This is a genomic window from Thalassococcus sp. BH17M4-6 (assembly GCF_049323015.1).
Classification (GTDB): Bacteria; Pseudomonadota; Alphaproteobacteria; order Rhodobacterales; family Rhodobacteraceae; genus Puniceibacterium.
Genome location: NZ_JBMPGU010000009.1, coordinates 170,095 through 185,000, shown reverse-complemented (window position 1 = coordinate 185,000; position 14,906 = coordinate 170,095). Strand labels below are relative to the sequence as shown.

Below are 14,906 nucleotides of genomic sequence, written 5' to 3'. Positions count from 1 at the left end.
TAAGACCTGAATACATAGGGTTTTAAGAGCAAACCCGGGGAACTGAAACATCTAAGTACCCGGAGGAAAGGACATCAATAGAGACTCCCCTAGTAGCGGCGAGCGAACGGGGACCAGCCGAGCCTTGAGAGTGACTAGAACATGCTGGAAAGCATGGCCATAGAGGGTGACAGCCCCTTATAGGAAGCTCGATGGGACGTATTAAGTAGGGCGGGACACGTGAAATCCTGTCTGAAGATCGGGGGACCACCCCCGAAGGCTAAGTACTCCTTACTGACCGATAGCGAACCAGTACCGTGAGGGAAAGGTGAAAAGCACCCCGACGAGGGGAGTGAAACAGTACCTGAAACCGAACGCCTACAATCAGTCGGAGCTTGACTGGACTCTAATGAAAATCTGCGCCATGCAGTTTCCAAATCAACATTTGGAGCTGACCATGGCCGACGGAACTTTCGCTGTACTCATGTTGGGCCTCGGCCTTTGGGACATGAGTGCAAACTACTGTGGAACACAGACCGGATGCCTTGGTCGCACTGAAGTGGTGCCGAGGTTTGCGATCTCCGCAGGCGAGGTTCTGGAACGAAACGCTCAGAGCGCTGGCGAAGTCTATTTGCGGTACGATCTGGGTCACAAGCGTGGCCCATTCGGACAGGCGGTTGGATTTTCCGTCGGCGAACACGGCGAAACCTGGGTGGGCTTCGGGTCCACCTATACCCTCGAATTCGGACGCAGCCCGTTCTATGCGCAGCTGCATTCGATGCCCGGATTTTACGCCGACAACGGTGGGTTCGATCTGGGCGGCCCGATCGAGTTTCGATCCGGCATCGAACTGGGGTATGAAGGTAAGTTGGGCTGGCGCTACGCGCTAAGCTACGATCATCGTTCCAACGCAGGCCTGTACGACGAGAATCCCGGCATCGAAACGGTGCAATTCAGGGTTTCGGTGCCGGTCGGCAAATGATTTCCATTAGTGTCCAGTCTTGTGACGGCGTACCTTTTGTATAATGGGTCATCGACTTGGTCTATCTAGCAAGCTTAAGCCGTTAGGTGTAGGCGCAGCGAAAGCGAGTCTTAATAGGGCGATGAGTTAGATGGATCAGACCCGAAACCGAGTGATCTAGGCATGACCAGGATGAAGGTAAGGTAACACTTACTGGAGGTCCGAACCCACACCTGTTGAAAAAGGTCGGGATGAGTTGTGCCTAGGGGTGAAAGGCCAATCAAACTCGGAGATAGCTGGTTCTCTGCGAAATCTATTTAGGTAGAGCGTCATCCGAATACCCCGGGGGGTAGAGCACTGGATGGGTAATGGGGCCCCACAGGCTTACTGATCCTAACCAAACTCCGAATACCCGGGAGTACTAGATGGCAGACACACAGCGGATGCTAACGTCCGTTGTGGAGAGGGAAACAACCCTGACCTACAGCTAAGGCCCCTAATTCATGGCTAAGTGGGAAAGCAGGTGGGACGACCAAAACAACCAGGAGGTTGGCTTAGAAGCAGCCATCCTTTAAAGATAGCGTAACAGCTCACTGGTCTAAATAAGTTGTCCTGCGGCGAAGATGTAACGGGGCTCAAGCCATGAGCCGAAGCTTAGGATGCCGTAAGGCATGGTAGCAGAGCGTAGTGTGACATAGTTCACTGTCTCTTTAGCGGTTTCGACCGTTACGGAGACAAGGAGCTTTCTGTGAAGCCGGCGCGTGAGCGATCCGGTGGAGAGATCACTAGTGAGAATGATGACATGAGTAGCGACAAAGAGTGTGAGAGACACTCTCGCCGAAAGTCCAAGGGTTCCTGCTTAAAGCTAATCTGAGCAGGGTAAGCCGACCCCTAAGGCGAGGCCGAAAGGCGTAGTCGATGGGAACCAGGTTAATATTCCTGGGCCAGATGGAAGTGACGGATTGCGAAGATTGTTCCTCCTTATCGGATTGGAGGGGCCGTTGAGCAGTTCCTGGAAATAGCTCCATCATGAGATCGTACCCTAAACCGACACAGGTGGACTGGTAGAGAATACCAAGGCGCTTGAGAGAACTATGTTGAAGGAACTCGGCAAAATACCTCCGTAAGTTCGCGAGAAGGAGGCCCGGTTCCTAGGCAACTAGGGGCTGGGGGCACAAACCAGGGGGTGGCGACTGTTTACTAAAAACACAGGGCTCTGCGAAGTCGCAAGACGACGTATAGGGTCTGACGCCTGCCCGGTGCCTGAAGGTTAAAAGGAGATGTGAAAGCGTTGAATTGAAGCCCAGGTAAACGGCGGCCGTAACTATAACGGTCCTAAGGTAGCGAAATTCCTTGTCGGGTAAGTTCCGACCTGCACGAATGGCGTAACGACTTCCCCGCTGTCTCCAACATAGACTCAGCGAAATTGAATTGCCTGTCAAGATGCAGGCTTCCCGCGGTTAGACGGAAAGACCCCGTGCACCTTTACTACAACTTCACACTGGCATTAGGCCGAACATGTGCAGAATAGGTGGTAGACTTTGAAGCAGGAACGCCAGTTTCTGTGGAGTCACCTTTGAGATACCACCCTTGTTCTGCTTGATGTCTAACCGCGGTCCGTTATCCGGATCCGGGACCCTGTGTGGTGGGTAGTTTGACTGGGGCGGTCGCCTCCTAAAGCGTAACGGAGGCGCGCGAAGGTTGGCTCAGAGCGGTCGGAAATCGCTCGTTGAGTGCAATGGCAGAAGCCAGCCTGACTGCAAGACTGACAAGTCGAGCAGAGTCGAAAGACGGCCATAGTGATCCGGTGGTCCCAAGTGGGAGGGCCATCGCTCAACGGATAAAAGGTACGCCGGGGATAACAGGCTGATACTGCCCAAGAGTCCATATCGACGGCAGTGTTTGGCACCTCGATGTCGGCTCATCTCATCCTGGGGCTGGAGCAGGTCCCAAGGGTACGGCTGTTCGCCGTTTAAAGAGGTACGTGAGCTGGGTTTAGAACGTCGTGAGACAGTTCGGTCCCTATCTGCCGTGGGTGTAGGATACTTGAGAGGAGTTGCCCCTAGTACGAGAGGACCGGGGTGAACGATCCACTGGTGGACCTGTTGTCGTGCCAACGGCAGTGCAGGGTAGCTACGATCGGACAGGATAACCGCTGAAGGCATCTAAGCGGGAAGCCCCCCTCAAAACAAGGTATCCCTGAGGGCCGTGGTAGACCACCACGTCGATAGGCCGGAGATGTAAGCGCAGCAATGTGCTCAGTTGACCGGTACTAATTGCCCGATAGGCTTGATTTGATCCAGTAACAGCCAGGCTGTGACTGATCGAAAAGCATACACACCGAAAGTGTACGCGACTTGGACTGTGTTGATGGTTTTGGTTCTTTCTCGGTTTGGTGGTCATAGCACGAGCAAAACACCCGGCTCCATTCCGAACCCGGCCGTTAAGTGCCGTCGCGCCAATGGTACTGCGTCTCAAGACGTGGGAGAGTAGGTCACCGCCAAACCTAGTAAGAACCAAAACGTATCTCTCTATCGATGCCGCCTCCGACATATCGTGCCGTGAGGCGACAAAATTGGCGCGGGATGGAGCAGCCCGGTAGCTCGTCAGGCTCATAACCTGAAGGTCGTAGGTTCAAATCCTACTCCCGCAACCAATCTACCGCCCTCTGGGGCGGTTTTTTGTTGTCCAAGGGGCTGTTTCGGCTACCGGACAAGACTGTATTCCGCTTAACCGCGCATGAACGCCCGCTCGTTAGCGGATCATCGTCTTGATGGCAGCGGCGTGTTCGGCCGTGGCGGCGAGGGTGTCGGCAGCCATGGCGCGCGCGGTCGCGATGAGGTCGGTGCTTTCTGCCAGTTCATCGATCAGACCCCAGGCGTGAGCGTCCGTCGCGGGGATCTTGCGGCCTGCCATCAGGATCTGCTTGGCCCGCGCCGGACCGATCAGCGACGCGAGGCGTCCCGGGTCCGAGGGTTGCGGCAGAAACCCGAGCTTCATCACCGGGTAGAACACTTTGGCGTTTGGCACCGCGATACGCAAGTCGCAGGCCAGGACCATCCCCATGGCGCCGCCCGCGACGGTGCCGTTGAGCGCGGCGATGCTCAGCCCCGGCAAGGCGGCAATCGCCCCCGACAACCGTTCCCAGAGCGGTGAGGTGGCCAGACCCGCGCGCGCGGCCTCCAGATCGGCCCCGGCGCTGAACACCGACCCTGTACCGGTCAGGATCAGCGCCCGCGCCTCTTGCGCGGCCTCGGCGATCCCGGCCAGTTCGTCCAGCATATCGGCGGTCAGCGAATTGGCCTTTTCGGGCCGGTTGATCGTGGCGATCCAGAGCCCGCCGTCGCGTTCGAGCGTGATCACGCGAGGCCAACCTTGCGGCGAATGTCCTCGTCGCGCAGCGAAATCTCGGCCCCCAACCACTCATCGGCCTCGGGGCCGCACATCCACACCAACGCCTTTGCCGGCCAGTCGGGCGGAATGTGACTGGACCAGTCAAGCTGGCTGACCGGGTTGATGCCCGAGCCCTTGATTTCTTCCTGCATCCGGGTCGCAACGGTTCCGGGCGACAGCGACAGCGCGCGAATGCCCTTGTCGCGGTTTTCCTTGTCTGCCATGCGGGTCAGCATCAGCGCCCCGGCTTTGGAGGCGCAGTAGTGCGACCATGCCTCGACCGGGCCATGCGCGGCACCCGATCCGATGGTCAGGATCGTGCCGGCCCCTTGGTCCAGCATCACCGGCAAGGCGGCGCGCATGCCGTGAAAGACGCCCTTGAGGTTGATATCGATGACCGATCCCCAGTCATCCGGATTTGCGGTGGCCAGGTGCGAGATCGGTTCGATCACGCCGGCGTTGTTGACCACGATATCGAGCCGGCCAAAGGCGGTCAGGCAGTTTTTCACCGCCTGCTCCATTTCCCAGTAGCGCGAGATGTCGCAGGGTATGGCGACGGCCTTGGGTCCGATTTCTCCGGCCAGTTCGGCCGTGGCGTCGGCGCTGCGGGCGACAAGGGCGACATTGGCCCCGGCCTTTGCGAATTCCCGCGCGGACGCGGCGCCGATACCGCGGCTTGCGCCGGTGATCAGGACGGTCTTGCCGGACAGGTCCATGCGCTGCTCCTTTCCGTGATTTGCGACTTTGGTAAAGCCTGTGTTGGGCAGGGTCCAGCCCCTTGACCGCGCCGCGTCCCCGGCAGATGCTGGAGCGATTGATTAGGGAACTCGAGAGGGATCATTCATGACTCGTTTGTTGAAACTGACAGGCAGCACCGCCGGCCTTGCGCTGTCACTGGCCGGACCGCTGCAGGCCGATGTGACGGCGCAGCAGGTCTGGGACGATCTGTCAGGATATATGCAGGGCTTTGGCTATGCGGTCACCGCCACCCAGACGCCCAACGGCGACGGGCTGACCGTGTCGGACGTGACCATGTCGATGGACATGCCCGATGAAAGCGGAACCTTTGCCTTTTCGATGTCAGAAGTCACGCTGGCGAACCAGGGTGACGGCACTGTTCAGGTCACCTTTCCGACCTCGATGCCCATCACATTCTCGGTGCGGGAAGAGGAAGATATCGATGTGCGCATCGATTATGAACATGAAGGGCTGAACATGATCGTGTCCGGCGATCCGGACGATCTGGTCTATGATTACACCGCCGATACGCTCAAGTTGACGCTGGCAGAGCTGGTCGTGGACGGCGAAACCATCCCCCGCGAAGGCGCCCGCGCGGTCATCTCCATGAGCGATGCCAAGGGCCGGTCGACCTCCAGCATTGGTGATCTTCGCGAGATGGAGCAGACGATGTCCGTCACCGGTGCCAGCTACGACGTGGCGTTCAGCGATCCGGATGGCGAAACCTCGGGCTTTTTCAAGGGCAGCATGGCCAACCTGACCTTCGAAGGCACCAGTGCCCTGCCTTTGGAATTCGATGCCAACGACATGGCCAGCATGATGGCCGCGGGCATGAGCGGCGACGGAGAGTTCCGCTATGAGAACGGCCAGACCGAATTCGCGGCCACCGAAGAGGGCAACACGACGACCGGCACGTTCAGTTCTGCCTCTGCCGTTCTTGGTGTCGGGCTGTCGGAAAATTCGCTGTCCTACGACCTGGGCAACACCGATCTGTCGGTCAGCATCACCAGCCCGGACATGCCTTTTCCCATCGACGCCAAGATGGAACGGACCGCGTTCAACCTGATGATCCCGGTCACCGCGTCCGAGGAGCCGCAGGACATGGCGCTCGGTCTGACGCTGGGCGGGTTCACCATGTCCGAAATGCTCTGGAGCATTTTTGACAGCGGTGCGCAGCTGCCCCGCGATCCGGCAACCGTGTCCGCCAACCTGACCGGACAGGTCACCCCCTTCGTCGATTTCTTTGACGCCGAGCAGATGGCCGAACTGGAAAGCAGCGGGGCGGTGCCCGGAGAACTGAATGCGCTGAACCTGACCGATCTCGAGGTCTCTGCCGCCGGGGCGCGGCTGACGGGCGAGGGGTCGTTCACCTTTGACAACAGCGATCTTGAGACCTTTGACGGCATGCCGAAGCCGACCGGTTCGGTGGACCTGCAACTGACCGGCGCGAATGCGCTGATCGACCGTTTGATCGCCATGGGCCTTCTGGCCGAAGAAGACGCGATGGGCGCGCGCATGATGATGAGCATGTTCACCGTGCCCGCGGGCGATGACGAACTGAACTCCACCATCGAGGTCAACGAACAGGGTCACGTCCTGGCCAACGGCCAGCGTATTCGCTGATCCTGCCCGGTCGGCGCACGGCGATCCGCTCCGCGCCGGTCCGAAATGCCGCAGCCAGCGGCAGTTTCAAAGCGGCCGGACCGGGGTGACACCGGCCCGGCGCGCTTTTATAAGGCGCGCGAATTGACCCTTTACTGAACAGGAGCGTCCTGATGACGATTCAGGTTTTCGGCCACAAATCCCCCGACACCGACAGCACCGGCAGCCCGATCATCTGGGCGTGGTACCTGTCCGAAATCAAGGGCACCCCCGCCGAGGCCGTGCTCCTGGGCGAGCCCAACACCGAGGCAAAATTCATGCTGGACCACTGGGGTCTGACCATGCCCCGCGTGCTGGGCCGTCTTGAAGACGGCGCGCCGGTGGTGATCGTCGATACCAACAACCCTGCCGAGCTGCCCGACAACATCAACAGCGCCGACATTCAGGGCATCATCGACCATCACAAGCTGGTCGGCGGCCTGGAAACCAAGGGGCCGATCGACATCCGCATCGAACCGCTGGCCTGCACCGCAACCATAATGTGGAAGATGATCGGAGATGATCTGGCTCAGGCCCCCAAGGCCGTCAAGGGCGCGATGCTGACCTGCATCCTGTCCGACACGCTGGAATTCCGTTCGCCCACCACGACGCAGGAGGACAAGGCCGTGGCGCATGCGCTGGCCAAGGATCTGGGCGTCGATATCGAAAGCTATGCCGCCGAGATGTTCGCCGCGAAATCCGACGTGTCGGAATTTTCGGACGCCGAACTGCTGCGGATGGATTCCAAGGAATACACCGTCGACGGAAAGGACTTCCGCGTTTCGGTTCTGGAAACCACCGCGCCCAAGACGGTGCTGGACCGCAAGGACAGCCTGATGGCGTCGATGGAAGAGGTGGCCAAGGAAGACGGCGCCGACCAGGTGCTGCTTTTCGTGGTCGACATCCTCAAGGAAGAAGCGACGCTGCTGGTCCCCAACGATCTGGTCAAGACCGTGGCCGAAAAGAGTTTTGGCGCCGTGGTCGAAGGCGACATCGTGGTTCTGCCCGGCGTCATGAGCCGCAAGAAGCAGATCATCCCGAACCTCAAGGTCTGATCGACCTGCGTTCGGACGCCAGACAAGGGGTCGCGGATGCGGCCCCTTTTTGCTTTCCGGTGGCACGCCGCTCGCGGGCAGGCCATAAGAGCCCCGACCCAGCACAAGATCGAGGACGCCAGACGTGACCCAGCTCATTCAATCGCTCTCCGACATCTCGGACCGGTACGACGCGCTTTTCGTCGATCTTTGGGGCTGCGTGCATGACGGCGTGCAGGCCATCCCGTCCGCGGTCGCGGCGCTGCAGGCCTACCGCGCCAAGGGTGGCGCGGTGGTGCTGGTCACCAATTCGCCGCAGCCGCGCGGCAATGTCGAAAAACAGTTGCAGAAATTCGGCGTCGCCGAAGACGCCTGGGACACCATCGCCACCAGCGGCGACGCGGCGCGGGCGGCGATGTTCACCGGCGCGGTGGGGCAAAAGGTCTGGTTCATCGGCCAGCCGCACGATCAGGGGTTCTTTGAGCCGCTGAAGGTAGTGAAAGATCCGCTCGAGATCGAGCAGGTGCCGCTGGACGAGGCTGATGGTATCGTCTGCTGCGGTCCCGAGGATCCGCATGCGGATCCGTCGGTGCTGCGCACGCAGTTCCTGCTGGCCAAGCAGCGCGGTCTGAAACTGCTCTGCGCCAACCCGGATATCGTTGTCGATCGCGGCGATGTGCGGGAATGGTGCGCCGGGGCGCTGGCGCGCCTTTATACCGAAATGGGGGGGACCAGCCTTTACTTCGGCAAGCCGCATCCGCCGATCTACGATCTGGCCCGGCGACGGTTGACGGCGATGGGCCGCGACGTGGGCGGCGAAGGCATCCTCGCGATCGGCGACGGCATCCACACTGATGTCGCAGGTGCGATGGGGGAGGATATCGATTCGCTCTTCATCACCGGGGGTCTTGCGGCCGAGGAAACGCGCACGACCGACCAGCCGGACCCAGCGGCGCTTGACGCCTATCTGGCCCGCGAAGGGCGGGATCCGTCTTTCACCATCGGTTTCCTGCGCTGACACCAGCGCCACCAGGCCTCGGCCAGCCGGACAGAGATCAGGCGCGGCGGCGGCCTATGGCGCGGAAGTTCTGCGCCGGGTGGCGGGGCAAGCAACCCCAGCGCCAGGCGTTCGGGATCGGGCAGACGTCGGGGCATGTGGCGTGTCCTTGGTGATTTTTCGCAGACTGCGCGATGGCCCCTGACAGCGGATGTCAGGGGCCTGTGCTAGACTGGCAGGACCCGACAGGAGCCCCGCATCATGCCTCGAACCAGTCGCCTTTTCGAAGTGATCCAGACCCTGCGCGGCGCGACCCGGCCGCTGACCGCCGAGGATCTGGCCGCAAGCCTCGAAGTGTCGGTGCGCACGATCTATCGCGATATGGCCAGCCTGCAGGCGATGCGCGTGCCGGTCGAGGGGGAGCCTGGACTGGGCTACGTCATGCGCCGCGGCTATGACCTGCCACCGCTCAATTTCGACACCGAAGAGATCGAGGCGCTGCGAGTCGGGCTGGCGATGCTGGCGCGCACGGGGGACACGGCGCTGGAACGCGCGGCGCGGCGGGTGGTGGACAAGGTCGATGCGCTGCACGGGCCGTCGGACTGGCTGGTTGTGGCCCCTTGGGGCGCGCCGCGTGACGATCCGGCGCTGGGGTGCGTGTCAAAGGCGCTCTTGCGCGATGCCATTCGCGCCGAAACCAAGCTCGAGTTGATCTATGTGAACGGCGACGGGCTGTGGTCGCGTCGCGTGGTGCGGCCCATCGCGGTGAATTATCATATCGAATGCGTGATGCTGGCGGCCTGGTGCGAATTACGGTCGGGGTTTCGGCATTTCCGCTGTGACCGGATCGAACGCTGCGCCGTGCTGGCAGAGCGATTCGTCGGCCAGGGCGAAACCCTGCGCAGCCTCTGGTGGGATCGGGAAGGCCGCGGGTCCCTGGCCAAAGCAGGGGGTCCCCTGCGGCATAATGGCGTCAATGGGCGCAAATAGGGGGCACGCCGAAGGTATTGCTTGATTTTCTGCGGCCGCAAAGTAATAAAGTTGCTTGAAGCGGGGCGTTCCTCGTCTATTTGTTACCGGGCCGATGATCATGGAGGCTGAGATGTTCGACAACCTGCCGCGCGGAACCATCTGCATCGAGGATATCGAGATGGGCATGACCCGCCACCTGCGCAAAGAGGTGACGGATCGCGACATCGAGCTTTTCGCGGAGGTGTCGACCGACCGCAATCCGGTGCACCTGGACGACGACTATGCCCAGGACACGATTTTCGAAGGCCGCATCGCGCATGGCATGCTGACCGCCGGGCTGATTTCCGCCGTGATCGGCGAACAGCTGCCCGGGCACGGCACGGTCTACATGGGCCAGACGCTGAAATTCCTCGCCCCCGTGCGCCCCGGCGACATGGTCTATGCCGAGGTCAAGGTGGTCGATATCGACATGGCCAAACGGCGGGTGAAGCTGGATTGCCACTGCGCGGTGGATGGAAAAAAGGTCCTGATTGGCGAGGCGGTGGTGCTCGCCCCCTCCAGAAAGTTCGACTAGGCACGATTGGGCGCAATCGCGCCTCGCAGGACAGAGCGGAAAGGCCTTGGTTTTACTGCAGAGGCCTGTGACGCTCCGCTATCGCGGTGGCCCTTTCTTGAGTCCTGACAGCCGGAGTGGGGCCAGCCCCACACCCCGAGGTATTTTTGAACCAGAGAAGCCAGGGGCGTTCTTGTACCTGCCTGCCCTTGGCGCTAACGCTGCGTGCCATGAGGATCATTCGCGATTACCGATATGTCGAGGCGCAGGATCGCGGGGCGAGTGCGGCCATCGGCAATTTCGACGGTGTGCATGTTGGCCACCGGGCGGTGATCGACATGGCCCGCAGCACCATGCCCGACGCGCCGCTGGGCGTGATGACCTTCGAGCCGCATCCGCGCCAGTATTTCGCCCCTGACGCACCGCCATTCCGGCTGATGGGTCGCGAGGCGCGGGCGTCGCGGCTGGCCAAGATCGGGGTCGAGCGGCTCTATGAATTGCCTTTCAACAGCGCGCTTGCGGCGCTGACGCCGGAGCAGTTCGCGGCGCGGGTGATTTCCAACGGGCTGGGCTTGCGCCATGTCGTGGTGGGCGCGGATTTCTGTTTCGGCAAGGGCCGGGCGGGCACGGTGACGGACCTTCAGGCCTTTGGGCAGAAGCTTGGCTTCGGTGTCACGGTGGCCGAGCTGGTCGAAGGGCCCGGCGGGCGGGTCAGCTCGACCTCGATCCGCGCGGCGCTGAGCGAGGGGCGGCCCCGGGATGCGGCGGCGCAGCTGGGCCATTGGCACCGGATCGAGGGCGAGGTGATCGGCGGCGAACAGCGCGGGCGCGAGTTGGGCTATCCCACCGCCAACATGTCCATCGACGGGCTGCATCCGCCGCGCCATGGCGTCTATGCGGTGCTGGTCGACGTGGTGGACGGACCGCACCGGGGCACGTACCAGGGGGCTGCCAGCATCGGCGTGCGGCCCATGTTCGGCGAGAACCAGGCCAATCTCGAAACGTTTCTGTTCGACTTCCAGGGTGATCTTTACGGCGCCACCCTGTCGGTCGCGCTGGTCGACTTCCTGCGCCCGGAAGAGAAATTCGACGGGCTGGAGGCGCTGATCGCGCAGATGGCGCAGGATTGCGCCCAGGCCCGCCGCATTCTGGAGGCTTTATGACCGATCCCATCGACCGGTCTGGACTGGCGCCGCGGTTCTGGGAACGCAAGCCGCTGACCAAGCTGACGCCCGCCGAATGGGAAGCGCTGTGCGACGGCTGCGGGAAATGCTGCCTCAACAAGCTTGAGGATGAGGACACCGGCCATGTGGAGCTTACCCGGGTCGCTTGCCGTCTTTTCGACGATACAACCTGCCGCTGCGCGCAATACGAGGTGCGGCACCAGTTCGTGCCGGAATGCATCGTGCTCAAGCCCGGCAATATCGACGATCACGCCTACTGGATGCCCGCGACCTGTGCCTACCGCCTGTTGTGGGAGGGCAAGCCGCTTTACGACTGGCATCCGCTGATCTCGGGCACGCCGGAGACGGTGCATGCCGCGGGCGTGTCGATGCGGCACCGCACCGTCGCGGAATTCGAGGTCGACGAGGACGACTGGGAAGACCACATTATCGACGAACCTGTTTAAAGGACCCGCCATGCAGTTTGCCTCTGACAACGGCGGCCCCGCGCCGCGTGCCGTTTTGGAAGCGCTGGCCGAGGCCAATACCGGCTACGCCCCGGCCTACGGTACCGACCCTCTGTCGCAGGAGGTGGAAGAACGGCTTCGCGCGCTTTTCGAGGCACCCGAGGCGGCTGTGCATCTGGTGGCGACGGGCACGGCAGCCAATGCGCTGGCGCTGTCGACCCTGTGCCAGCCTTACCAGACCGTCTTTTGTTCGCCGCAGGCGCATATCCACATGGACGAATGTAACGCGCCGGAATTCTATACCGGCGGGGCCAAGCTGACACTGGTCCCCGGGGACGACCGGATGACGGCAGAGGCGCTGCGCGCGGTGATCCTGGGTGAAGAGGGGCGCGGGGTGCACGGGCCCAAGCGCGGCCCGGTGTCGATCACGCAGGTGACGGAATATGGCAACGTCTACACGCTGGAGGCGCTGCGGGCGCTGGCGGACGTGGCACGGGACCATGGCCTGCCGGTGCATCTGGACGGCGCACGGTTCGCCAATGCCTGCGTCGCGCTGGGCTGCACGCCGGCCGAGATGACCTGGAAGGCGGGCGTGAATGTCGCGGTCTTCGGCGGGACCAAGAATGGCCTGCTGGGGGTCGAGGCGGTGATCTTTTTCGATCCCGCGCAGGCCGAGGCTTTTGCTCATCGGCGCAAGCGCGGCGGGCATCTTTTTTCCAAGCATCGCTACTTGGCGGCGCAGATGGCGGCCTACCTGCGTGACGATCTGTGGCGCGATCTGGCGGGGCGGGCGAATGCGCGCTGTGCGGAACTGGCCGCCGGGCTGGATGGTATCGCGGAGATACGCAACGAGGCGCAGGCCAACATGCTGTTTGCCGCCTTGCCGCGCGCGCTGCACCGGCGGCTGATGGCCGAAGGCGCGGCCTACCATATCTGGGAGGGGACGCTTGAGGGCGACGACCCGGCTGAGATGCTGACCGCGCGGTTTGTCTGCGACTGGGCGCTGGACGCGGCAGAGTTGCAGAGGTTCGTGGATCTGGTGCGCGCCGGGGCGTAGCCGGATGGTGGGTTGAAAACCCGCCCTACGCCTGTGGCCGTGGTCAGTTCATCTGGAAATGAAGCTCGTAGCTGCCATCCTGGAAGGCGCCGAAGAGATCGGGAATGTCAGGGTGATCCACCGGTTCGCCGGAATAGTCGGCGACGAGGTTCTGTTCGGAGACGTAGGCCACGTAGAAGCTCTGATCGTTTTCCGCCAGCAGGTGATAGAACGGCTGCTCCTTTGACGGGCGGCTGTCTTCGGGAATGGCCTCGTACCATTCCTCGGTATTGCTGAATTCGGGGTCGACGTCGAAGACCACGCCGCGAAACGGATGTTTGCGGTGACGGACGACCTGGCCCAGGTGATATTTCGCGCGCTGGCTGTGCATATTCATCATGTTTGACCTACAGACCGGTTTTAGACCTTTCAATGACCGTTTGTCCAACTTTTGGACACATTTTCGGGGAAACACTCTGTGAACGCCCTTGGCACAGTTAACGTCTGTGCCGCCCGCCCCTGCGCGGGATGTCCGCGCGAGTCCCGCCTGGCGGCGCAAATGTGATTTCCCCGCCGTCCTGAATGAGGTAGAGTGAACAAAACAAAAAACGAGCGAGAGGCAGATGAGCAGAACTCTTCGCGCATTGATAATCGTGCTGTTAACGGCGTCTTGTGGCGGTGGCGGAAACTATTCCGCTCCCCGGGAACTGGACAACGCCTGTGCGATTCTCAGAGAGCGCCCGCATTACACCCGCGCGTTCCGCGCGGCTGAACGAAAATGGGGCGTGCCTATGCACGTCCAGATGGCCACGATCTACCAGGAAAGCAAATTCGTCGGTAACGCGCGCACACCGTTCCGCTACACGCTGGGGGTGATTCCCATGGGGCGGCAAAGTTCGGCCTTTGGCTATTCCCAGGCGCTGGACGGCACTTGGGACGAATATCTGGCCGAGACCGGCAATCGCCGTGCCAAGCGTGACGATATCCGCGACGCCACCGATTTCATGGGCTGGTACATGGCCCAGTCGAATCGGTCGCTGGGCTTGTCGATGCGCGACGCGCGCAACCATTACCTTGCCTATCACGAGGGGCGCACCGGCTACCGGCGCGGCAGCTACAACAGCAAGGCGTGGCTGGTCCGCGTCGCCGGAGAGGTCGACACCCGCGCCGCCCTTTACGAGGCCCAGCTGGCCTCGTGCCGCGCGGCGCGCTGACCTGACGGATCCGCCCGGCCTTACTGCCGGGCGATTTCGCCGCGGATGTCATACATCCGGTTGCTGATCGATCCGCGTTCAAGCCCGCCCAGAACCACCGTGGTCTGGCCGCCGTTGTTGTCGGTGATGATCCACTGCCGCAGTTCGACGGGGTTGTCGGTGAACTTCAGCTGAATGTTGCCGTATTCCGGCCGCTTGGGATCCTGCGCGGTGACCGTGGTCGCCGTGCCGTCATAGCCGTGCCCCTGCACCATGCCCGCCTGGCTCAGGTTGACGTTGCGCGCCAGGATGATGCTGAGCGGCGTCTGGCTGAGCGGGTAGCTTTCCGGCGGGCCGCCCAGTTTCTTGTCAAAGATCGCAACCTGGCCCGAATTCACCAGCACCAGCGCCTTTTCCGGCGGGTTGTATTCAAACCGCGCCTTGCCGGGGCGCGTGATGTAGACGGTGCCGGTGCTGATCGTGCCATCGCCGTTGATCTGGGTGAAACTGCCCTTGGCCGACTGAAGCTTGTTCAGATAGCCGGAGATTTCGTTCAGCGACAGCTTGTCCGCCAGTGCGGGCAGGGCGGTCGCGATGCTGAGCGCGGCGGCGGTCAGAAGGGTGGCAAAGCGCATGGTCTGGGTCCTGTCTGCTCGGATACGTGATACCTATATGGGCGCGATGCGCCCGATATGCGATATCAACGCGGTGTCATGGCATTAATGTTCCCGCATGCCGCGCTGCAACCCCACGTCAGACCGCCGGACGGCGCGAAACCG

Annotated in this window: 13 protein-coding genes, 1 tRNA gene and 2 rRNA genes (1 of these 16 running past the window's edge); 12 read left to right on the top strand and 4 right to left on the bottom strand. The window is 61.7% G+C overall.

Translation table 11 applies throughout. The features are described 5' to 3' along the window. The 3 genes from ACOXXX_RS14390 to ACOXXX_RS14380 form a co-directional block, all read left to right on the top strand. Positions 1 to 3,237: ribosomal RNA gene (locus ACOXXX_RS14390) — 23S ribosomal RNA — on the top strand (it extends 189 nt beyond the left edge of the window). Positions 3,238 to 3,331: 94 nt separating this feature from the next. Further along, positions 3,332 to 3,446: ribosomal RNA gene (gene rrf, locus ACOXXX_RS14385) — 5S ribosomal RNA — on the top strand. A gap of 73 nt (positions 3,447 to 3,519) precedes the next feature. Continuing rightward, positions 3,520 to 3,596 (top strand) — tRNA-Met (locus ACOXXX_RS14380). 98 nt (positions 3,597 to 3,694) lie between these two features. On the opposite strand, the gene ACOXXX_RS14375 is transcribed toward ACOXXX_RS14380, so the two are convergent. Further along, positions 3,695 to 4,303, bottom strand: a complete 609-nt coding sequence (locus ACOXXX_RS14375) for an enoyl-CoA hydratase/isomerase family protein (RefSeq protein WP_422827287.1) — start codon at positions 4,301 to 4,303, stop codon at positions 3,695 to 3,697. Beyond that, complete coding sequence (locus ACOXXX_RS14370) at positions 4,300 to 5,049, bottom strand: SDR family oxidoreductase (protein WP_422827286.1); 750 nt, start codon at positions 5,047 to 5,049, stop codon at positions 4,300 to 4,302. The genes ACOXXX_RS14375 and ACOXXX_RS14370 overlap by 4 nt, the downstream gene beginning before the upstream one ends. A 127-nt stretch (positions 5,050 to 5,176) precedes the next feature. Here ACOXXX_RS14370 and ACOXXX_RS14365 point away from each other — a divergent pair, with 127 nt between their 5' ends. The 8 genes from ACOXXX_RS14365 (at position 5,177) to ACOXXX_RS14330 (ending at position 12,955) form a co-directional block, all read left to right on the top strand. After that, on the top strand, positions 5,177 to 6,694 hold the full coding sequence (locus ACOXXX_RS14365; protein ID WP_422827285.1) for a DUF2125 domain-containing protein: 1,518 nt from the start codon (positions 5,177 to 5,179) through the stop codon (positions 6,692 to 6,694). A 152-nt stretch (positions 6,695 to 6,846) separates the two neighbouring features. Beyond that, a complete protein-coding gene (locus ACOXXX_RS14360; protein ID WP_422827284.1) occupies positions 6,847 to 7,767 on the top strand; it encodes a manganese-dependent inorganic pyrophosphatase in 921 nt (306 codons plus the stop codon). A 124-nt stretch (positions 7,768 to 7,891) separates the two neighbouring features. Further along, positions 7,892 to 8,764: a TIGR01459 family HAD-type hydrolase gene (locus ACOXXX_RS14355; protein ID WP_422827283.1), complete on the top strand. Its 873-nt coding sequence runs from the start codon at positions 7,892 to 7,894 to the stop codon at positions 8,762 to 8,764. Between the two features lie 240 nt (positions 8,765 to 9,004). Further along, positions 9,005 to 9,733, top strand: coding sequence for a helix-turn-helix transcriptional regulator (locus tag ACOXXX_RS14350; RefSeq protein ID WP_422827282.1), 729 nt, complete (start codon positions 9,005 to 9,007; stop codon positions 9,731 to 9,733). 112 nt (positions 9,734 to 9,845) lie between these two features. Then, a complete protein-coding gene (locus ACOXXX_RS14345) occupies positions 9,846 to 10,289 on the top strand; it encodes a MaoC family dehydratase (protein ID WP_422827318.1) in 444 nt (147 codons plus the stop codon). 209 nt (positions 10,290 to 10,498) lie between these two features. Then, positions 10,499 to 11,431, top strand: coding sequence for a bifunctional riboflavin kinase/FAD synthetase (locus ACOXXX_RS14340; protein ID WP_422827280.1), 933 nt, complete (start codon positions 10,499 to 10,501; stop codon positions 11,429 to 11,431). Then, entirely contained in the window at positions 11,428 to 11,898 is a 471-nt protein-coding gene (locus tag ACOXXX_RS14335) for a YcgN family cysteine cluster protein (protein WP_422827279.1), read from the top strand. The genes ACOXXX_RS14340 and ACOXXX_RS14335 overlap by 4 nt, the downstream gene beginning before the upstream one ends. A gap of 10 nt (positions 11,899 to 11,908) precedes the next feature. Then, on the top strand, positions 11,909 to 12,955 hold the full coding sequence (locus ACOXXX_RS14330) for a threonine aldolase family protein (RefSeq protein WP_422827278.1): 1,047 nt from the start codon (positions 11,909 to 11,911) through the stop codon (positions 12,953 to 12,955). Between the two features lie 43 nt (positions 12,956 to 12,998). Here the strand turns inward: ACOXXX_RS14330 and hspQ are convergent, their stop codons facing one another. Further along, on the bottom strand, positions 12,999 to 13,325 hold the full coding sequence (gene hspQ / locus ACOXXX_RS14325) for a heat shock protein HspQ (RefSeq protein ID WP_422827317.1): 327 nt from the start codon (positions 13,323 to 13,325) through the stop codon (positions 12,999 to 13,001). Between the two features lie 232 nt (positions 13,326 to 13,557). On the opposite strand from hspQ, the gene ACOXXX_RS14320 reads away from it, so the two are divergent. Further along, positions 13,558 to 14,148: a lytic transglycosylase gene (locus ACOXXX_RS14320; protein ID WP_422827277.1), complete on the top strand. Its 591-nt coding sequence runs from the start codon at positions 13,558 to 13,560 to the stop codon at positions 14,146 to 14,148. 20 nt (positions 14,149 to 14,168) lie between these two features. Here the strand turns inward: ACOXXX_RS14320 and ACOXXX_RS14315 are convergent, their stop codons facing one another. After that, complete coding sequence (locus ACOXXX_RS14315) at positions 14,169 to 14,762, bottom strand: LolA family protein (protein WP_422827276.1); 594 nt, start codon at positions 14,760 to 14,762, stop codon at positions 14,169 to 14,171. Positions 14,763 to 14,906: the final 144 nt, after the last annotated feature.